This is a genomic window from Faecalicatena orotica, assembly GCF_003149245.1.
GTDB classification, from domain to species: Bacteria; Bacillota; Clostridia; order Lachnospirales; family Lachnospiraceae; genus Faecalicatena_A; species Faecalicatena_A orotica.
The window spans coordinates 201488-222681 of the sequence record NZ_QGDL01000008.1; the positions used below are offsets into that span (position 1 = coordinate 201488).

At 44.8% G+C, this 21194-nt stretch carries 14 protein-coding genes; 13 read left to right on the top strand and 1 reads right to left on the bottom strand.

Features of this window, described 5'->3' with window-relative positions:
- The 8 genes from A8806_RS14060 to A8806_RS14095 form a co-directional block, all read left to right on the top strand.
- A partial coding sequence (locus A8806_RS14060; protein WP_181368727.1) for a hypothetical protein occupies window positions 1-529 on the top strand: 529 nt, incomplete at its 5' end.
- 354 nt (window positions 530-883) lie between these two features.
- Window positions 884-2272 carry an MATE family efflux transporter gene (locus tag A8806_RS14065; RefSeq protein WP_109731842.1) on the top strand — a complete coding sequence of 463 codons (1389 nt, stop codon included), beginning with the start codon at window positions 884-886 and terminating at the stop codon, window positions 2270-2272.
- Between the two features lie 72 nt (window positions 2273-2344).
- Window positions 2345-2701 carry a winged helix-turn-helix transcriptional regulator gene (locus A8806_RS14070; protein ID WP_109731843.1) on the top strand — a complete coding sequence of 119 codons (357 nt, stop codon included), beginning with the start codon at window positions 2345-2347 and terminating at the stop codon, window positions 2699-2701.
- An 83-nt stretch (window positions 2702-2784) separates the two neighbouring features.
- Window positions 2785-3201 carry a pyridoxamine 5'-phosphate oxidase family protein gene (locus A8806_RS14075; RefSeq protein ID WP_109731931.1) on the top strand — a complete coding sequence of 139 codons (417 nt, stop codon included), beginning with the start codon at window positions 2785-2787 and terminating at the stop codon, window positions 3199-3201.
- A gap of 295 nt (window positions 3202-3496) precedes the next feature.
- Entirely contained in the window at window positions 3497-3982 is a 486-nt protein-coding gene (locus tag A8806_RS14080; RefSeq protein ID WP_330405366.1) for a hypothetical protein, read from the top strand.
- Window positions 3983-4081: 99 nt separating this feature from the next.
- On the top strand, window positions 4082-4945 hold the full coding sequence (locus tag A8806_RS14085) for a helix-turn-helix domain-containing protein (RefSeq protein ID WP_109731844.1): 864 nt from the start codon (window positions 4082-4084) through the stop codon (window positions 4943-4945).
- A 3-nt stretch (window positions 4946-4948) separates the two neighbouring features.
- Window positions 4949-5698 (top strand): N-acetyltransferase, encoded by a 750-nt coding sequence (locus tag A8806_RS14090; RefSeq protein WP_109731845.1) that lies wholly within the window; start codon window positions 4949-4951, stop codon window positions 5696-5698.
- Between the two features lie 94 nt (window positions 5699-5792).
- The gene (locus tag A8806_RS14095; RefSeq protein WP_109731846.1) at window positions 5793-6623 is read left to right on the top strand and encodes a class I SAM-dependent methyltransferase; all 831 of its coding nucleotides are present in this window, start codon (window positions 5793-5795) and stop codon (window positions 6621-6623) included.
- A 105-nt stretch (window positions 6624-6728) separates the two neighbouring features.
- On the opposite strand, the gene A8806_RS14100 is transcribed toward A8806_RS14095, so the two are convergent.
- Window positions 6729-8177 carry a GntR family transcriptional regulator gene (locus tag A8806_RS14100; RefSeq protein WP_109731847.1) on the bottom strand — a complete coding sequence of 483 codons (1449 nt, stop codon included), beginning with the start codon at window positions 8175-8177 and terminating at the stop codon, window positions 6729-6731.
- Between the two features lie 272 nt (window positions 8178-8449).
- Here A8806_RS14100 and A8806_RS14105 point away from each other — a divergent pair, with 272 nt between their 5' ends.
- The 5 genes from A8806_RS14105 to A8806_RS14125 all read left to right on the top strand — a co-directional run bounded on the left by A8806_RS14105 (window position 8450) and on the right by A8806_RS14125 (window position 21161).
- Window positions 8450-10558, top strand: coding sequence for a putative bifunctional diguanylate cyclase/phosphodiesterase (locus A8806_RS14105; RefSeq protein WP_109731848.1), 2109 nt, complete (start codon window positions 8450-8452; stop codon window positions 10556-10558).
- A 23-nt stretch (window positions 10559-10581) separates the two neighbouring features.
- Complete coding sequence (locus A8806_RS14110; protein WP_109731849.1) at window positions 10582-13974, top strand: EAL domain-containing protein; 3393 nt, start codon at window positions 10582-10584, stop codon at window positions 13972-13974.
- A 111-nt stretch (window positions 13975-14085) separates the two neighbouring features.
- On the top strand, window positions 14086-17262 hold the full coding sequence (locus tag A8806_RS14115; protein ID WP_109731933.1) for a hybrid sensor histidine kinase/response regulator: 3177 nt from the start codon (window positions 14086-14088) through the stop codon (window positions 17260-17262).
- Window positions 17263-17340: 78 nt separating this feature from the next.
- Window positions 17341-19488 (top strand): sensor domain-containing phosphodiesterase, encoded by a 2148-nt coding sequence (locus A8806_RS14120; protein ID WP_109731850.1) that lies wholly within the window; start codon window positions 17341-17343, stop codon window positions 19486-19488.
- Entirely contained in the window at window positions 19485-21161 is a 1677-nt protein-coding gene (locus tag A8806_RS14125) for a methyl-accepting chemotaxis protein (protein WP_109731851.1), read from the top strand. The genes A8806_RS14120 and A8806_RS14125 overlap by 4 nt, the downstream gene beginning before the upstream one ends.
- Window positions 21162-21194 lie beyond the last annotated feature (33 nt).

Genomic DNA, 21194 nt, shown 5'->3' on the forward strand with positions numbered 1-21194 from the left:
CTTAGGCGACAAAGTAGAGACCTTGGACAACAAAGTTGTGGCTCTAGACAATAAAGTAGAGATCTTGGATAACAAATTTGTGGACTTAGATAATAAGGTTGGGATCTTGGATAACAAAGTTGTGGCCTTAGACAATAAAGTAGAGATCTTGGACAACAAATTTGTGGACTTAGATAACAAGATTGGGATCTTGGATAACAAAGTTGTGGCCTTAGACAATAAAGTAGAGACCTTGGACAACAAAGTTGTGGTTTTAGATGGCAAATTTAGCACCTTGGACAACAAAGTTGATACTATAAAGCAAGAGCTCATTGACCGTATGGAAAAGATGGAGGCAGACATTCTGAATACTTGTCTGGGTTATACAGACGATCGAAATGAGATTATCATGAAGAAGCTTGACAATATCCAGAGTACGGTCAATACGTTAACTAGAATGGAAACAATCGATAATGACGTTTACAAATTGGTAAATAAGCGAATTGATGAGCTTGCTGAAAGAGTTGAGTGTTTAGAGCACGTATCATAGTCAGCGACTACATATACCACGCAATCAATGAGTGTAAAGTCTATTAAGTTATCAAGCAAGTTTTAATTCTTTTATAATTAATCCATTAAAGAGATGAAAAGGGGTGAGTACAATGTTGCTATATGGGAAGTTTTGCATTGGATCTGGCTCTGCACAATCACATAAAACAGGACATTGTGCGGAGCCCAATCAGATAAACAGGTTTATTTGAAAGGCAGGGCTGTATAAATCAGATGATTCTGGTTTAAGAGCCTTATTTGTGTTACCTTTTTTGATGAACTGAAATGATTGGAAATTTGGCCGTGGACAATGTTTTGTCTGCGGCCTTTTGCTATTTTGAAAGGATTATTTAATATGAAAAATCAGGAAAAGGATTTAACGGTGGGGAGTGTTCCCCAAAAGCTGATACGGTTTGCGGTACCTTTATTGGGCGCAAATTTATTACAGTCACTTTATAGTATTGCGGATATGCTGGTGGTAGGGCGTGTTGTAGGAAAGGCCGGGCTTGCCGCTATCAGCAATGCATCCATGTTAAGTTTCATAATTAATTCTATTTGTATTGGTGTCACAATGGGAGGGACCGTTTTAGCAGCCCAATATAAAGGGGCAAATGATGAACAGGGGCAAAAGGAAACGATTGGAACCTTATTCAGCTTGTCTTTTATTGCTTCCATCCTTGTTACGGCTGCCGGCTTACTTTTATATTCTCATCTTTTTTCGCTCCTCCATGTACCTGTGGAGGCGATGAAAGATGCCTGCGATTATATGCAGATCATCTGCATGGGAACGGTATTCGTTTTTGGATATAATGCGGTTTGTTCGCTTATGAAAGGATTTGGAGATTCCAAAAGCCCGTTATACTTTGTGGCCGTGGCTTCAGTTATAAATGTTTTTTTAGATTTGCTGCTAGTCGGCCCGATGGGTATGGGTACAAAGGGCGCTGCTTATGCGACTATTCTTTCACAAGGGTTATCTCTGGTTGTTTCAGTTATACATTTGAAGCGAAAGGAGTTTATATTTGATTTTAAGCTGAAAAGTTTTGCCATGCAAAGAGAGAAATTAATTATCATTTTGAAGGTAGGCCTGCCTGCTGCTGCCCAGATGGTAATTGTAAACATCTCGTATCTGCTGGTCACCGGCATGTTGAATACCTTTGGGGTTTCGGTGGCGGCGGCTTCCGGCATAGGACTAAAAGTAAATACCTTTGCAGGCATGCCGTGCTGGGCGGTCGGACAGGCTGTAACTGCTATGGCAGGACAGAATATGGGAGCAAAGGATACGGAACGAGTAAAGAAAACTACACAGTATGGATTGTTGATAAATACTTTTGTTACGTTTATTACAGTCGTATTTGTCCAAATTTTTTCGGAAGCCATCATTATGCTTTTTGACCCGGCCAGTACGGACGTCATCACAGAGGGAGTCATGTATCTTCGGATCTGCTGCAGTATAAACAGTCTGGTTTATGCGGTGATGTATACGCTGGATTCCTTTGCGATTGGCGTGGGCTCTGCAAATATTGCTATGTGCAATGCTTTTTTAGATGCCATGATCGTGCGCCTGCCAGTTTGTTGGTTTCTGGCATTTCCCATGCAAATGGGTTTTATGGGAGTTTATATTGGTCAGGCACTTTCTCCTATTCTACCTGCGCTGGCAGGTGTGATCTACTTTAGAGGTAAGTCATGGGAGACAAAAAAACTAATTAACAGTGAGGAAAATCATAGAAAAAAATGGAAAAGGTAGAGTGGGGACTTTTAATCTGCTACAATAAAAACAAAATCACATTGATATTATTTAATTTACGGAGGTATTTGCATGAAAATGCGGGACAGCTATACATGCCCATTGGAATTAACGCATGATATTATACGTGGTAAATGGAAGCCCATCATTTTATGGCAGCTGGGGAAGGGGGCCGTTTCCCTTTCAGCTTTGCAGAATGATATCGCCGGGATCGGACAGAAAATGCTGCTGCAGCATCTGGGGGAACTGCAGGATTTCGGTATGGTACAAAAAGAACCATATGAGGGCTATCCTCTTAAGGTGGAATACTCCCTTACAGATAAAGGCCGGCGGATGCTGAGTGTCATTACTGCAATGCAGGAAATCGGAATTGAGTTAATGAAAGAGGACGGTAAGGAAGAATTTTTGAAAAATAGGGGATTGATATAGGTGCACACAAAAAAGTGTGTAATGTACAATCGTTCCGTGCTCTGTTAGAATAAAAATAAAAAACAGGGGAGGGTTTTACCATGATGAAAAATCCAGAGCAGACCATAGGAAATATGGCAGATAAAAATAGTACGGCTTTTATCTGCTATATAGATAATGAGGGATTCCCGGTAACAAAGGCAATGCTGAAACCGAGGATACGGGAGGGAATCAAGGTGTTTTGGTTTCATACAAATACATCCTCAAATAAAGTGAAATTTTTGCGGGAAAACCCAAAAGCCAGCGTTTATTTTGTGGATAAACGATTTTTCCGTGGAGCAAGCCTGATGGGAACTGTGGAAGTATTAGAAACAAATGAGGCGAAAGAAATGTTATGGCAGGAGGGTGACACGATGTATTACACAGAAGGTGTAACAGACCCTGATTACTGCGTCCTGAAATTCACGGCCGTTAAAGGCAGATATTATAGTAATTTCCATTCAGAGGATTTTGAGATTTAACAGACACAGCGAAGCGGATTGTCAATATCCTATTATTTTTACGGAACAAACAGTAAAAGCAGGCGGACCGGTCAATGGCAGATAAGTGGGCATATGCCAGTCATTGACAGCCCGCCTGTCTTTTATTAGTGGAATATAAAATGTGGAAACAATCTCCTGCTTTACAGGATAGGGGAGGATGATAAAATACATTATACGACCTATCCGAAAGGTGCAGTAAAAGAGAGGTAATATTCTGCTATTTAAGTTATAATCAGAAAAATACAGACAAAAAAGCAGAGAGGAATTAATGATTATGGAGAAGACAGAGTTTAACGATTTTATTGCCACGGTTCCGGCGGAGAACCAGGATTTTGTAAAAGAGTTACATGACAGGTTAATGGAGCATGGATGTAAGATAGAGATTAAGACTGCCAAAAGCGGTTACATGGTTTCTTACATATATAATAAGAAGACAGTCGCCAATTATGTATTCCGGAAAAAGGGCATGCTTGTCCGGATTTATGGAGTTCATGTGAATGAGTATGAAGAGGTTTTGGAAACACTGCCGGATGAGATGGCCCGCTCGATTCAGAAAGCGCCTATATGTAAGCGTATGGCAGATCCGAATGCCTGTAATCCGAGGTGTTCAATGGGCTATGACTTTTGGATGAAGGGGGAGCACTACCAGAAATGCCGCAGCAGCGCTTTTATGTTTCTTGCCTGCCCTGAAAACAATCCGTTTATCCGGACATTATTATTAAACGAAGTGAAAGCATGGGAAAAATCAAACTACGAGTAGCAGGATACCGGAGATTTTCCACTTGTGCCATATCTTGCAAGAAAAATTTACGCCGGGATGGTAAAATTATTTAATATGAAGCATAGGAGGTAAGCTGGCATGAGTGGAAATCAGGAACAGCGCCATATTTATTATGACCGTGATCTGGGAATAGAGGCATATCAGTTAAGCGGCATTGTACAGAAGTTTCCAAATCATTTTCATGAATATTATGTGATTGGGTTCATCGAAGGCGGAAAGCGCCATCTTTGGTGTAAGGGGCAGGAGTACGATTTGAAAGCCGGCGACCTGATTTTATTTAATCCAAGGGACAACCATTATTGTGCGCCTATAGGCAGGGAACTGCTGGATTACCGTGCCGTGAATATTCACACAGATGTCATGCTCAGCATTGCCAGAGAAATCACAGGGAAGGATTACATTCCTCATTTCACACAAAATGTCGTTTATCAAAGTGAAATTGCGCTGTCGGTAGCAGAGGTGTATGAAGCGATGCTTTTGGATATGCCAAAGCTGAAAAAAGAAGAGTCCTTATTTTGCCTGATAGACCAGATTCTGCAGGAATATGCCGCTCCGTTTGAAACGGCTGGAGATGACGGGCCGGGAGAGAAGACAAAAATGCTTTGCAGCTACATGGAACAGCATCTGGCTGAAAATATTGCATTGGACGATCTGGCGTCCATGATTGGGGCCGGAAAATCTTACCTCCTGCGGTCTTTTACAAAAGAAGTGGGGGTATCACCATACCGTTATTTGCAGACCATACGCATAGAGAGGGCAAAGAAACTGCTGGAACAGGGGATTGGACCAATCGATGTCGCGGGAATGACGGGCTTTTCCGATCAAAGCCATTTTACAAACTATTTTAAAGAATTTATCGGGCTGACGCCAAAGCAGTACCAGAGGATATTTAGTGATACATTGCCGGCTAGGGAAATTATAATTGAAAACGAGGTAAATTGAAATATGAGTGAAGAGTTTGTAAATTTGACGGCAGAAAATCTCGCCAATGAACATTTGTGCTGCATTATCCGTACCAAAAAGCTGCATCCGGGTGTGGAGGCTAAAAGACAATGGATTTCTGAAAGGCTAAAAGAAGGACATACTTTTAGAAAACTGGATGTAAAAGGGACCGTATTTATTGAGTATGCCCCTTTGGAAACTGCATGGGTCCCCATTACGGGAGATAATTATTATTATATTTATTGCCTGTGGGTTTTAGGTGATTATCGGGGGAAGGGGTATGCAAAATTGTTAATGGAGTATTGTATTGCGGATGCGAAGGAAAAAGGGAAATCCGGAATATGTATGCTTGGGGCGATAAAGCAAAAAGCATGGCTTTCAGACCAGTCTTTCGCGAAAAAATGTGGTTTTGAGGTTGTAGATACCACTGACAGTGGATATGAGTTACTTGCGCTTTCTTTTGATGGAACAGTTCCGGCATTTAATCAGAATGCAAAGTTGTGTGTGATTGAGAGTGAAGAACTGACGATCTATTATGATACGCAGTGCCCTTATATTTATCAAAATATTGAAATCTTAAAAGAATATTGTTTTGTACACGATATCCCGGCTTCATTTATTCAGATAGACACGCTGCAGAAGGCAAAGGAACTGCCTTGTGTTTTCAATAACTGGGCAGTATTTTATAAGGGGAAATTCGAAACGGTAAATTTGTTAGATGTTGCACATTTGAAAAAAATACTGAAGAAGTGAAAGAAAAGAGGCGGTGGTGCATTATGATAAGTGGTAGCGTATTCACAGAAGCACCATTGTATAGGAAAAAGCGAATGCTTTTGGAGGAAGTATTATGATGAATGAATTAAGTGGTTATTTAAAGAAACCACAGCTATATGCTCCAAGTACAGGAGATTTCTGGAATGACATACATATATCAAAGGGGATGCTGGCGGCGCACCTGAATCCACTTGAGGACGCGGCAACCCGCAGGCATGAATTTCTAGACAAATCAGTTGAATGGATTTCTAAAATTACCCCGCCGACCCAATACAAATTCTTACTTGATTTGGGATGTGGTCCCGGTTTATACGCCCAGCGTTTTTACAATGCAGGATACTCTGTGACAGGAGTGGACTTTTCCAAACGTTCTATTGAGTATGCAAAAGAACAATCATTACTGCATGACGCTGCAATCGAATATTTTTATCAGGACTACCTGACGATTGATTATACAGAGCAGTTCGATGTAATAACGTTAATTTACTGTGACTATGCAGTGATGCCGGTATCTGACCGGCTTCATTTAGTGAAAAAGATTTATCGGGCATTAAAGAAAAATGGGAAGTTTATTGTTGATGTTTTTACACCGATTATGAGACAGAAAGAAAGCCGGTCATGGGAATGTTGTGAGGCAGGCGGGTTTTGGTGCGAAAAACCACATATTTGTTTGGAGTCTGTATACCAATATGATGACGAGGATGCTACGGAACTTCGCCAATGTGTTGTTTTAACTGATGAAACTATAAGCTGTTATAATGTCTGGGATCATTTTTTTACTAAAGAAAAGCTGCTGTCAGAAATCCAAGGTGCAGGTTTCTTTATGTTTGAAATTTATGGTGATGTAGCAGGAAAGGAATATTCAGACACAGGCGAAACGATTTGTGGTGTTTTTACAAAGTAAAGGTTTGAAACATTGTTATATCTTTCGTGTAATAGAGAAAAAGCAGAGGGCCGCGCCTGTGGGCGTATGGCTGCTCTGCTTTTTTGTTTCCTAATAGATTAACCCTTAATCGAAGGTCGGCAGCATGAGGGCATCGGCTTCATGAATACCACCGGCAATGAGTTTTTCTTTTCCAGCCTTAAAGATATCAAGGGCCAGATACTGTAGTTCTGTGGCAAACAGCTCAGAATCTCTTTCTTCCAGACTTTTCAGCAGGGTCGTGGTTGACCGGGAATCAAATCTAAAATCGTATGGTTTCATATCATTGAGCGGATACCCCAGATACTGAAAGTACATCAGTCCGCCCAGTATCTGACGTAAAGCTGGCGATTGTGCGTTCTCTTTCAGCAGGACGAAACAGATACCGAATGTCATGTAGTAATCCTTGGACATCTGAATATTTTTCAGCCAGGATATGGTACTTTGAATGGAAGTATCCGTCAGCGTAGGAAAAACAGACCGGGCTGCATCTTTACAGATTATCAGGATAATCTGCATGCTTTGTAAATATTGCAGCAGGGCTTTTTTCAGGTTGGGGGTAGAGAGTTTGGAAATCGGCGCCGGGTTATCAAATCCCACCAGTACCCGTGTCCCTTTTCCGGGGATCGTCTCTACAATTCCGATGTCGCTAAGTATTTTCACTGCCCGGCGCACCGTAATTAATGGCATAGAATACTGTTTCGCCAGAGCAGTAAACGAGGGGAGGAATTCCTGATTTCCCAAAGAAGAATAAATTTGCCGGAGAAGTTTCATAGCCAGATTAAAACTGACCAGCGGACGTTCCGAGAAATAATTCCACTCATAGGGGATAGGCTTAACCGGGTACTCGGGCATAGGCAGTGAGTCATAATACAGATGCACCCCTTCAATCTGTTTCCGGTAAAGGCGGACCAGCAAATCTTTTAGCTGTGTGTAATCAGATGCCTTACGCAGAGAAAGTATCTGTGCAGTTTCCCTTTTTAAATAGGTCATATAACCATAGATATATGCCTTATCCCCCGCATGCATAATCGTGGGGTGCCCAAAGAAGGTTGCGCTCAGATATAAGTTGAGAAAAAGTGGATTCCCCAGGGTTTTCAGGATATGAAGAAAAAAATCAAAGAACGGATATTCGTTGTAAGGGGACATTCGTTCAAAAATTTCTGTCAGCTTTTTCAAATCTTCTTTATTGCATAATTTCAATCCCTGCAGCATAACCTCCGGCCATATCAGCATCATCGTATCACACAGGTCCAGCAGTGCATCTTTTGTAGCATAGCTGTAAGCCCTGTATTCTGTCCGGCATTCCTCTTCTTTAATATCATAAGTAACAATCGCACTCCGCCCCTGGCTCAGGGATACATAATTCTCTTCCTCCAGAAGCCTCAGGGCGTTGTGAATGGTGGCACTGGAAACATTAAAGGTTTTGCAAAGATCGGGCACGGTAGGAAGGCTCGATCCGGTAGGATATAAGCCGAAAAGAATACAGTTATACAGATGTTTGTAGGCTATATTGTATAGATTTAATTCATCCAAGTTTAATTCATCCTCCTAAAGATATCATTTTCTTTAATATACCACATATTTTCCGAAATACAAAGAAACGGGAAAGCCGTAACTACAAAGATATTTATATTTTAACATTTTTAACACCATTAAAGGTACTATTTTATTGAATAATTTATAAACATAGCTTATAATAAAAAATATTAAATGAGCACAATAAAAATTAATTAGAACAGTTTAAACGATGGATAGATATACAGAAATAACTATTATTACCCTACATGAAAGGGGAGAATGTGAAAATGAAAAAGTATGAACACAGCCCATCGGGAAATAACTTTGTGGAAAACGATGAGTATAATCTTCTGATGACTTCCATGCGTGTAAGTGTAAGCAAACATCTTCTGGATGATCATTTTACGGTTGTTTGGGCAAACGATTTTTATTATGACCTGATTGGATATCCGAAAGAAGAGTATGAGGCGGTATTTGAAAACCAGTGTGACCGCTTTTTCCGCAGTAATACAGACGATTGGGATGGGATCGTGGCAGCTGCTATGGGGGCGTTCGAAGCCGGTGAGTTACGATACGAGCATATCACAAGAATGCGCCATAAGGATGGCCATATGATCTGGGTCAGGCTGGTTGGAACATACACGGAAGATGTCATTGACGGATACCACATTGCTTATACTGTGATGAGCGATATCAGCGATATCATCCGGATGCAGAAAGAACAAACAGTTACCTACAACAGCATCCCCGGTTTTATCGCAAAATTCCGGATCAGGGAGAGCCAGATTGAACTTGTGGATGCCAACGAACGATTTCTTTATTTTTTTGATCATCGGGAGCAGAATGCCCTGGTAAACTTAAATACACCGGAAAATGAGGCGGCACTTAGGGAGTCCTTTCCTATCATGCGAAAGGGAAAACCAGTCCGGTTTACGATGGAAGCACGGGATAAAGAAGGACATGCTGTCTGGCTGCAGTTAAACGGAGATTGTATTGATACGATTGACAGAGACCCGGTCTATCTGATGGTTTATATCGACATTACTGACCTTACACGGCAGCGGGAAATACAGAAGGAAACCAATATGCGGCTGGAGCAGCTGGCATTTGTGGACCCGGTGACCGGCGGCTTTAACCGTACCTGCTTTGAACTGAAAGCCGAGGAGGCGATAAAAGCAGCCCCGGCCGGAACTTACGCCTTGGTCTGGATGGACGTACAGAAATTCAAGCTTCTCAATGAAATGTTTGGTGTTGAAAGCGGAAATAAGGTGTTGAAATACATACATGGCGTGATCCGCGGCTCTCTGGAGGAGGGGGAATATGTGAGCCGCACTTCTGCGGATAACTACAGCCTTCTGCTCAAAGCTGCGCAAAAAAGGGAAATAGAGGCGCGTCTGAATGATATTGCAGAAAAGGTCAACCACTTTAACGAGGATGCAGAACAGAAATATATCCTTTCCCTGACAGCAGGCGTCTATTATGTGGAGGATCCAAAGTTGCCCATCATGCAGATTCAGGACCGGGCAAACGTAGCCAGGGAGAATATCGTCAGGAAAGCGGATGCAAAGCTGTGTATCTGCATGTTTTATTCTGAGCTGGATCAGCTGCGGCTGATGAAGGAGAAAGAAATCGAAAACCGGATGCGTGATGCGCTTGAAAAAGAACAGTTCGTCGTGTATCTCCAGCCGAAACAGTCGCTGCGCGATGGGACCATTGCGGGAGCGGAAGCACTGGTAAGGTGGCTTGACCCGGAGAGAGGTCTGATCCCGCCCAATGATTTTATCCCTTTGTTTGAAAAGAATATGTTTATTGTAAAGCTGGATCTCTATGTGTTTGAACGTGTGTGCGCAATGCTGCGGAAATGGATCGGTCATGGTGAGAAGCCGGTGCCGGTTTCCGTGAATATGTCCCGGGCACATCTGCTGGACCGGGATTTCCTGAAGCGGTACGAGGATATCCGTCAGCGGTATAACATCCCGGCAGAACTGCTGGAGATTGAACTGACGGAAACACTGGTATTTGAAAATCCGGACGTGCTGATGCAGATCATTGAAACGTTCCACAGAGGCGGGTATCACTGCTCTATGGACGATTTTGGCAGCGGTTATTCTTCGCTCAATGTGCTGAAAGATATTGACATTGATTCCATCAAGCTGGACAAGGCGTTCTTTGGTTCTGAAGAAATGGACAACCCGCGGGAACGGGATGTGGTCACTTCTGTGCTTGAGCTGGCGGCCAAGCTGAAGATGACTACGGTTGCAGAAGGTGTAGAAACGGATGCGCAGAAGGATTTTTTGAAAGGGACGACCTGCGATCTGCTGCAGGGATATATCTTTTCCCGCCCAGTACCTCCGGAGGAGTTCGAGCGGATGACTTTTGGAAGAACGCTTTCATAAAAGCGGTTTAAGGAGGTGTTCCTATGGATTTGTTCGATATAGACTCTGACCGGATGGAAATGTTTTTATATAATGCAGTAGCATCGATCAGCAGCGATTATATATATGTCTGGGATCTGGAAACGGATGTTCTCTCGGCGTCCCCCAATATGGTCTCTGACCTGGGGCTTGCCGGAAACCGCATGACCAACTGTCTGAAAACGGGGATTAAGTGGATCCATCCCCATGACCGGGCAAGGGTGCGGGATCTGTATGGGGCGTTTATCAACTCTGAAGAGGACACTCTGGATTTGGAGTATCAGGCATTGACGGCAAACGGCACCTACATCTGGCTGAGTGGCCGAACAAAGATCAAACGCAATAGTGCAGGTAAGCCGCTGCTGATCGTAGGCACACTGCGCAATATGGAGCAGTATGAGGGTGTGGATCAGGTGACCGGTCTTTTGCGGCACAGTTACAGCCGTGAAAGGTTTGAAAGTACACTGGAAGGCAGGGCAGGCTTTCATGGGGAGCTCCTGATTTTAGGAATCGATGGCTTTAAAAATATCAATATACTCAACAGCCACAGCTTTGGGGATCTTGTGCTGCGCACAACAGCCCAGGATATCCTAAAGATGCTCCCTGAACAGGTGAAGCTCTATCGGTATGATGGGGATCAGTTCCTGCTCTCTGGAAATAATGTCCGGCGGGAGGAGATGCTTCAGATCTACGAAAATATCAGGCGGTATGCCTCTGAACCGCATCGGGCAAACGGCAGTGCCTACCATTTTACGGTGTCCGGGGGGATCATCGCATATCCGGAGGAAGCGCACAGCTGGGCAGAAATGGAGAAAGGGGCCTGTGCCGCGTTGAGACAGGCAAAGGAAAATGGGAAGAACCAGTGTGTGGAATTCACAGCCGGGCTGCTCAATGAACTGCAGCTTTCCCATTGCCTGACGCAGAGCATAGACAATGGATATCAGGGATTTCGGCTGGTATTCCAGCCGATCTGTGGAACGGATACTCTAGAGGTACTGGGAGCAGAAGCACTTTTGCGTTACCAGATGCCGGATGGCAGGGAGATACCGCCGGCAGAGTTCATTCCCCTGCTGGAGAGCAGCCGCTTGATCCTTCCTGTGGGGGTGTGGGTGCTTGAGCAGGCAATCCGTGTCTGTAAAGTCTGGACAGAACAAAAACCGGACTTTGTAATGGATGTCAATGTGTCCTTTGTACAGCTGCGGGATTCCAGTTTCTGTGATAAAGTGGCGGCATTGCTGCGAAAGTATGGTCTGCCCGTGCGTAATCTGGCCTTGGAATTGACGGAGAGTTATTTCATAACGGATGATGCCAGAGTGAATGCTTCGCTGGAATGCTTAAATGAAATGCGTATCGAGCTGTCTATGGATGACTTTGGCACCGGCTATTCATCCCTCGGGCGCCTGTCTGAGATCGGCATGGATGTTGTAAAGATTGACCGCTATTTTGTCAAGGCACTGCATATTAGCCAGTATAACCACGACTTTGTGGAGTCCGTTATCCGGCTGTGCCACAATCTGGGAAAGGCGGTCTGCATGGAAGGCGTTGAGACAAAGGAAGAGTGGGAGACTATCAGCCTGCTCAATGCAGATATGGTCCAGGGTTTCTATATTTCCAGGCCGGTGGAACAGGAGGCCTTTTTTCAGAACTATCTTACCTCTGCCTACGACAGCAGGAGTCTGGTAAGTTCTATTGATAAGGAGAAGCTACAAAGGGAACTGGAAAATAGCAAGGAACTGCTGTTTTCCATGCTGAACGCGACCCCTCTGTGCCTCATGCTCTGGAATCGCCAGTTTGAGATCATGGCCTGCAATGAAAAGGCAGTTCAGCTGTTTGGGGCAGAAGGGAAAACGGAGGTGGTCGAACATTTCTACCGTTTTTCTCCCCGATATCAGGCGGCCGGCCGCACTTCCATTGAAATGGTACATGAAAAGCTCACGGAGGTCTTTGTGACCGGGCGTTCCGAATTTAGATGGATGCATTGTGACAAAGCTGGAAGCAGTATACCGGTAGAGGTAGTATCAGTACGGATCCCGTACAGGGGGGACTTTGTTGTGGCCAGTTATACGCGGGATCTCCGTGGGGAAATCGAATTAACGGAAAAACGATGGAAGTTTAGGATGCGGCTCAAGGCGCTGCTGGACGCGACTCCACTCTGTCTGAACCTCTGGGATAAAGAGTTCCACAACACTATGTGCAACCGCGAAGCAGTGGAACTTTTTGAACTGGAAAGTGAACAGGAGTACCTCGATCATTTTAATCTGTTGTCCCCTGAACGGCAGCCGGATGGCAGTCTGAGCTCTGAACGGTCGAAAGAGAGAATTCAGGAGGCGATGCAGATGGGACGCATCCAGTTTAACTGGATGCACAAAAAACTGGACGGAGAACTGATCCCCGCTGAAATAACGTTGGTGCGCATTGAAGGGCTGGAGGAGGACGGCAGCGTAATGGTGGCTGGTTATACCAGAGACCTTCGTGACCAGATCAGAGCTGAAAAGGCAGAGCGTCTGATGGCAAGGCGTGTTCGTGCAATGGTGGATTCCTCACCCCTCGCCTGTGTCCTGTGGAACATGTGTCAGGAAGCTTTGGACTGTAATCAGATCGCTGTAGAGATGCTGGGAGCCAGGGATAAAGAGGAAGTCCTCCATGACTTTGACAGTTTTATGCCGCTTTATCAGCCGGATGGCTCTATCAGCACCGAAAAGAGAAAGAAAACGATGAGCGAGATTCAGGAAAACAGGCGCTATGTTTTTGAATGGGTTTATATGAACCGGAGTGGGGAGCACATCCCATGCGAGGTCACACTGGTGAAGGCGGTAATTGGAGATGATGATGAAGATATTATTATCGCCTACAGCCGTGATCTGCGTGAGTTGAAGCGCTCTCTGGACCTCATTGAACGGCTGAGGCAGCAGGCCTGTTACGATGCTTTGACTGGCTGCTTAACCCGGAAATATTTTATAGAACTCCTTTCCGATCGGCTTCAGAATGGAATGAAGGAGCCTCCTGTTGTACTGGGACTCCTCGATTTGGATGGTTTTAAGAATGTCAATGATACCTATGGGCATGAGGCAGGTGATATGACCCTGAAACGTGTCATAAAAAGAGTAGGAGAACTGTTGCCGGAAGACGCAGTGATTGGAAGGTTCGGCGGTGATGAATTCCTGCTTCTGCTATATGAAACAGAGCAGGGGAGTGTCTCCAAGTTGCTGCAAGGTCTCGTGGAGCGGATATCACATATGCAGCTCGAATATCAGGGGAATCTTTTTGCAACCTCCGTCAGTATTGGCGCTGTTTTCCAAACTCCGGATGATTTCTGTCCGGATGACCTGATCCGCCGGGCAGATGACGCCCTCTATCAGGCTAAGAGAAACGGCCGTAACAGAAGCGTTCTAATTTAAGGGTGTTTAGAGTTACTACTATAGTTGGAAAAGCGGCTTACTTCCGCTCAGCTGTTTTCAAACAGTATGGATCCAGTTATTAAAATAAAGAATACGATGGAGGAGAGCCAGGTGGAGATTAATCTAAGTTATGAGCAGCTTAATAATGAATACAGTATGCTGATGGGAGTTTTAGGTGCCAGTGTCAGTAAGCATCTTGTTGACGAGCATCTCACATGTATTTGGGCCAACGATTATTATTATGAGCTGATCGGTTATAGCAGGGCAGAGTATGAGGAACGGTTCCAAAATCAATGTGACCGGTATTTTGAAAATAATCCGGAAGGGTGGAAAATACTCACAGATAAAATAGAGGCCAGCCTGTCGGACGGGAAAAAAGGGTACTCGGTTTATCTGCCAATGGTCCATCCGGACGGCTCCTCATTTTGGATCAGGCTGCAGGCTGTCTTTACAGAGGAATATATAGAGGGGTATCGGGTTGCCTACACCACAATGGTGGATGTGACGGAAATGATGCAGGTGCAGAAAGAGCAGCTACGCGCACAGAAAAACTATGAGACGATGACGCGCGAACAGGAAATGCTTATGAGTGCACTCAATGTCAGTGTCAGCTCCCATTTGCTGGACGAGCACTTTACCTGCATCTGGGCGAATGAATTTTATTATAAACTGATCGGTTATCCCAAGTCAAAATATGAATCCCTGTTCCACAACCATGCGGATGAATATTACAGCAATAACCCTGAGGGCTGGGACATGCTTGCCAAAAAAGTCGCATCTGTTTTAGAGAAGGGGGAGGACAAATACGAGCTGATTGTTCCAATGAAATATGAGGATGGCACCAGTTACTGGGTAAAACTGGTCAGTTTTTTTACAGATCAGTATGTGAACGGCTACCGTACATCCTATACCGTTATGACAGATGTGACAGAGCTTGTACAGACGAAGAATGAACTGGAAATGATGATGCAGGCAATGAAGGTCAGCGTCAGCAAGCACAAGGTGGATGAACATTTCTCCCTGGTCTGGGCCAATGAATTTTATTATCAGCTCATCGGGTACACCAAATCCGAATATGAGGCCAGATTCCATGACCATTGTGACGAATATTTCATGGATAATCAGGAGACCTGGGACATCATCTGCAGCAAGGTTGACAGCATGTCTGCGGCGGGAGAGGATAGTTTTGAAGCATATCTGCCGTTAAAGCTGCCGGGAGGATCTTCAAAATGGGTAAAGATGGTGGATTTCTTTACAAATGAATTTCAGGATGGGAAAAAGCTGGCTTATACCACCATGATCGACGTCACTGAACTGCTGCAGGCACAGCAGGATAAAAGCGTTGCTTATGAACACGTACCCGGTTTCATTGTAAAATACCGGATCTTACCGGACCGGTTCATGATGATCGATGCCAGCAGCCGCATAAAGGATTTTTTTGATGTGGATCTGGACAACCTGTCTGCTGTTGATTTTATGGAAGTGTTACATCCGGAGAGCCGTCAGACTATTGATTCCCTGCTTCCGGATTTACGGAACAGAGAGGCGCTGGAGCTGGATGAATCCATCCGTGTCAAAGACAAATTTGGCAGGGACTGCTGGCTTCAGCTCCACGGCACCTGTATTGATCCCATTGCCGACGACCCGGTTTATCTGGTGGTCTTTATTGACATTACGGATATCACGGAACTAAGAAAGCTCCAGCACCAGCTGGAGGAGCGCACGGAGATGCTCAACACAGCACTGGAGTCTGCGAAACTGGCAAATGCGGCGAAGTCGGATTTCCTTTCCCGCATGAGCCATGATATCCGCACACCTATGAATGCGATCGCCGGGATGACGGAGATCGCGGATGCCCACCTGCAGGAACCAGAACGCGTAAAAGATTGTCTGCATAAGATCCGGCTCTCCAGCCATCATCTTCTGGACCTGATCAATGACGTACTGGATATGTCACAGATTGAAAGCGGCAAGGTTTCCATTCATGCGGCCTCTTTTTCGCTGCCGGATCTGATCAGGGAGATCATTATGATCACTCTGCCAAATGTGCGTACAAAATATCAGGATTTCAAGGTTCATCTGCGGAATATCCGGCAGGAACATTATTATAGTGACGAGCTGCGTCTGCGTCAGATATTGCTGAACCTTTTGTCTAATGCCTCGAAATTCACGCCGGAGTATGGGCAGATCGTATTTGAAGTGGAACAGATTCCAGAAAATTCGACACTTTCCTTTACTATCGCAGACACCGGCCCCGGCATAAATGCAGAATTTCAGGAACATATTTTTGAGACATTTGCAAGGGAACGTGACAGCCGTACAGACCGGATCGAGGGCAGCGGCCTTGGACTTGCCATTGTGAAACGGCTCACTGAGCTGCTGGGCGGTGACATTCAATTGAACAGTCTGCCCGGACAGGGCACCACTTTTTATGTGACACTGCCTATGCAGCCCATCGGGCATTCGACTGTTGATTTTACCGGTATAAACGGGATGCTCCTGCTGGTGGATGCAGACCCGGTTGTCCTTATGGATGCACAGCAGGCTCTGAGTGATCTCGGAGTTGGGGCAGACTGTGCGGAAAGTGTTAATGAGGCATTATCCCATATCCGTGACAGGCATCAGGCAGGCGAAGAATATCAGATGATCATTATGGATTGGAGAATGCTCCGGATGGATGGGCTGGATGTGTCAGAGCAGATTCGAAGAGAATCTGTGGGTGAGATGCCGCTTCTGGTCGTGTCCGCTTATGATTGGAGCGAGATCAAAAATGAGATGACCACGGGGATTGACGGATATATAGAAAAGCCCTTTTTCCAGTCTACATTCAGGAATTGTATGCTGAAGTACCTGAAGGGTGAAGAAGCATCAAGTCATGAAAATGTGGTATACGATTTCCGGGATAATACATTTCTGCTTGTAGAAGACAACGAGCTGAACCGTGAAATTGCTTTAGAACTGCTGGGAAGCTTTGGCGCCCGGCTGGAGGTTGCTGTAAATGGAGAGGAAGCAGTCAGGCTTTTTCAGGCCAGCGCTCCCGGTTACTATTCTCTGATATTGATGGATATTCAGATGCCGGTGATGAACGGTTATGAGGCTGCCCGTGCGATCCGGGCACTGAGCCGTCCGGATGCCGGGACAGTACCGATTATTGCAATGACAGCGGATGCTTTTGTTGAGGATATCCGAAACACAAAGGCTGCAGGGATGAATGGCCATATGGCAAAGCCATTGAGCTTTGATACTCTGGCCCTGGAGATCGAAAAGTATTTGATTTCTGCGGAATGATTAAACGAGGTTTCCATTCTGTTATATGCCAAAGAAGGCAGAGATTAATTACAGATCTGATGATTAGGGAGGTATACTGTGAGAGAATCTTTCTTTGAACAAGCTATCATCAACCAGCAAAATTTGGTAGCGTATGCTACGGATACGGCTACCAATGAAATAATATATATGACTCAAGCAGCAGCGACCCTATATGGATTTGAGGATGTGCAGGAGATATACGGAAAAAAATGTTACGAGTTGATTCAGGGTCTGGATACGGTCTGTCCATTCTGTACAAACAGTAAATTGATACCAGGACAGCCCTATCATTGGGAGCATTATAACGAAAAGATTCAGATGTGGTTTGATATTACAGATATTTTAGTTACATTTGAAGGCAAGAACTGCCGGCTTGAGATTGCGCGTGATATCACGGACGAGAAAGAAAAGTTTGACCGTGTTTCCAACCGGCTTACAATGGAAGAAACCTTGGTTGAATGTATTCAAACGCTTTCCAGTGAACCGGATGTGAACACGGCGGTGAACCATTTTCTGGAGATTATCGGCCATTTTTATATAGCGGACCGGGCATATATTTTTGAATACGAAAAGGATCATATCAAAAATACCTTTGAATGGTGCGCTCCCGATATTCTTTATCAAATGGATGTGCTGCAGGAAATTCCCATTGAATATGTTAGCGAGTGGAACGATAAATTTGAGCTTGACGGAGAGTTTTTTATCACGTCACTGGACAAGGATCTGACCGTGGATTCACCAGAGTACCGCATCTTAAAGGACCAGGGGATTGAAAGTCTTGCCGTTGCTCCGCTCAGAAAAAATGGTCAGATTATCGGCTTCCTTGGCGTAGACAATCCTACGGAAAGCACAGAGGATTTAACGCTTCTGCGCAGTGTATCCAGCTTTGTGTTGGAGGAAATGGAGCGGCGCAGGCTGATTCAGAATCTGGAGCGGTCCAGCTATACGGATTTACTCACCGGCCTGCAAAACCGGAACAGCTACATTAAAATGCTGGACAGGCTTTCTGAACAAACCCTGCAGTCATTAGGCGTTATCTATATCGACATCAATGGGATGAAAAAGATAAATGACAATAACGGTCATGAGTATGGGGACAGAGTGATCAAAAAGGTGGCAGATACCCTGAAGTCTCACGTAGGATGTGATGCATACCGGGTAGGCGGAGATGAGTTTACGGTGCTCTGTGTTGATATCAGTGAACAGGATTTTCATCTGCTTACAGAAAGTCTGATCCGGGATTTTGGCAGGAACAAAAAATATGATGTTTCCATTGGCCATACCTGGAGGGAAGGAAATGTATCCCCCGATGAAGAGATCCTGAAGGCTGATGATCTGATGTATGCAGAAAAGCAGCGGTATTATCACGCAATTCTGCAAGGAAAGAAAACGGCACGCACTGGTATCGCCACGGAGCTTTTAAGGGATATATCTGACCACCGCTTTGAGGTCTATTACCAGCCGCAGATCTGCCTGAAAACCGGGCGGATCATTGGTGCAGAGGCTTTGGTACGGAAAAGGGATAAGCAGGGAAAGCTGATCCTGCCGGACCATTTCATTCCCAACTATGAGAGGGAGCGCGTCATCCGCCATTTGGATCTGTTAGTATTCCGGATGGTTTGTGCCGATCTGCAGAGATGGAAAAGCCAGGGGATTGAAACCCATATCTCCTCAAACTTTTCACGTGTTACGCTGATGGCCTCTGATATTGTGACACAGATCAGGCAAATCTGCCGGGAATACGGTGTCCCTGCGCAGAATATCACCATAGAGGTGACCGAAAATATCAGTAAGCTGGAGCCACAGCAGTTACTCAAGCTAATGAAACAGATAGCTGCAGAAGGATTCTCTGTTTCCCTGGATGATTTTGGTGCCAAATATTCCAATCTGTCGATCCTGACTACACTTGAATTCAGTGAGATCAAATTTGATAAATCCCTGGTGGATAAATTAAGCAGTGACGTCAAAAGCCGTATTATTATGAAGAATACGATGCAGATATGTAAGGAGCTTCCGATGACACGTTCTTTGGCAGAAGGAATTGAGACGGCAGAGCAGCTGGATCTGCTGCATCAGTATCATTGTGACTATGGACAGGGTTATTACTTTGCCAAACCCATGAGTTCGGATGCGTTCTTTGAATTAATAAGGACGGAACACATGCATAAGGGTACCGGATTACTAACAGGAGGAAAAAATCTGTGAAGAATTTGAAAGTCAGTAGGAAACTTATTATCTCTTACGCATTTGTTTTGACATTATTGGTCATTTGTATTGCAGTGAGTATTGGAAACCTGGTAAGGATAAGGTCAAAAGTAGAGAACTTTTATAAGGGGCCATTTAAAGTGTTGAACGCAGCTAATACCGTGAATTCCAACTTTGAGGCAATGCAGAAATCTGTATTTCGTGCCATATCCAGTACCGACCAGGAGATTGCAAAGCAGGCCCTGGATAACACCAAGGTGTGCGCGAGTAAAATCCAAGAGCAGATTCCGATTATACAGAAGGATTTTTTGGGAGATCCGGCAATTGTCGAACGGCTTCAGGCTGCGCTGGATGAACTTGCACCACAGCGCCAGCATGTCCTGGAACTTGCCCTGGAGAATCAAAAGGAGGAGGCTGCCACCTATATGGAAGCCAACAATGTTATCACCATCCATAAGGCACAGGCAGAATTGGATGAGCTCATTGACATTGCAGATAAGAAAGCAGATGCTCTGATTGTCAACCTGCGTGCTGAACAGACGAAATTCATTGTTATGTTGTTGGCGTTGGGGGTTGCCAGTGTACTTGTGAGCATTCTATTTGGTATTTATATAACCCGCAGTGTTACCAGACCGATCAAGGAGTTGGAAGCAGCGTCCAGGCAGATGGCACTGGGACACTTGAAAGTCGATATTAAATATATCTCAAAGGATGAACTGGGAAGCCTTTCCAACAGTATGCGTGAAATGTCATATAAGATTTTCTATTATATGGATGAGATTTCCAAGGCTATGCAGCAGCTGGCGGAGGGGAATCTGGAGATACCCAGTTACGAAACATTCCAGGGGGATTTTCTGCCTGTACAGGAGGCTCTTTTTATTGTGATCAATTCTTTGAATGAGACTATGACAGAGATTAATATGTTCTCTGACATGGTAGCCAGCGGATCCGATCAGGTTTCCAGTGGTGCACAGGTGCTTTCTGAAGGTGTAATCTCCCAGGCCGGCTCGGCAGAAGAACTGGCAGTAACCATGTCAGAAATATCACAGCAGGTGAGTGAAAATGCGGAAAACTCACAATCGGTAAAAGAAGCTGCAGGTGAGATGGCTGCAGATCTTCTTGAGTGTAATCAGCAGATGCAGGAAATGAAGGATGCAATGGAGGAGATCAATGGATGCGCTACACAGATTAGAAGTATCATTAAAATGATCAATGATATTGCATTCCAGACGAATATATTGGCACTCAACGCTGCCGTGGAGGCGGCCCGGGCAGGGGAATCAGGCAGGGGCTTTTCAGTTGTGGCCCAGGAAGTGCGTAATCTGGCCGGTAAGTCATCGGAAGCATCAAAGAGTACAGAGGTGCTGATCCAGCAGTCTCTCTCAGCTGTTGGTCTTGGAACGAAAATAGTGGAAAAGACGGCAGCATCGTTAATGAATGTTGTTAATGGCACTGATGAAATGATAGCTAAAATAAACCAAATTGCGGAGGCATCTAAAAAACAGGCTGCCGCGACGGAAATGGTATCCGCAGGCATCGACCAGATATCTGACGTAGTGCAGACAAACTCTGCCACAGCAGAGGAGTCAGCCGCTGCGTCTGAAGAACTCTACGGGCAGTCTCAGCTTCTGAAAAACAAGGTGAGCCGCTTTAAATTGCATGCTAACAAATAGATATGGCAGGGAAGAATGCGATTCCGATGCTAA

Excerpts from the sequence above, each read along its gene's own strand:
- A8806_RS14065 (WP_109731842.1), top strand. The coding sequence starts at position 884 with ATGAAAAATCAGGAAAAGGATTTAACGGTGGGGAGTGTTCCCCAAAAG.
- A8806_RS14070 (WP_109731843.1), top strand. The coding sequence starts at position 2,345 with ATGAAAATGCGGGACAGCTATACATGCCCATTGGAATTAACGCATGAT.
- A8806_RS14075 (WP_109731931.1), top strand. The coding sequence starts at position 2,785 with ATGAAAAATCCAGAGCAGACCATAGGAAATATGGCAGATAAAAATAGT.
- A8806_RS14080 (WP_330405366.1), top strand. The coding sequence starts at position 3,497 with ATGGAGAAGACAGAGTTTAACGATTTTATTGCCACGGTTCCGGCGGAG.
- A8806_RS14085 (WP_109731844.1), top strand. The coding sequence starts at position 4,082 with ATGAGTGGAAATCAGGAACAGCGCCATATTTATTATGACCGTGATCTG.
- A8806_RS14090 (WP_109731845.1), top strand. The coding sequence starts at position 4,949 with ATGAGTGAAGAGTTTGTAAATTTGACGGCAGAAAATCTCGCCAATGAA.
- A8806_RS14095 (WP_109731846.1), top strand. The coding sequence starts at position 5,793 with ATGATGAATGAATTAAGTGGTTATTTAAAGAAACCACAGCTATATGCT.
- A8806_RS14105 (WP_109731848.1), top strand. The coding sequence starts at position 8,450 with ATGAAAAAGTATGAACACAGCCCATCGGGAAATAACTTTGTGGAAAAC.
- A8806_RS14110 (WP_109731849.1), top strand. The coding sequence starts at position 10,582 with ATGGATTTGTTCGATATAGACTCTGACCGGATGGAAATGTTTTTATAT.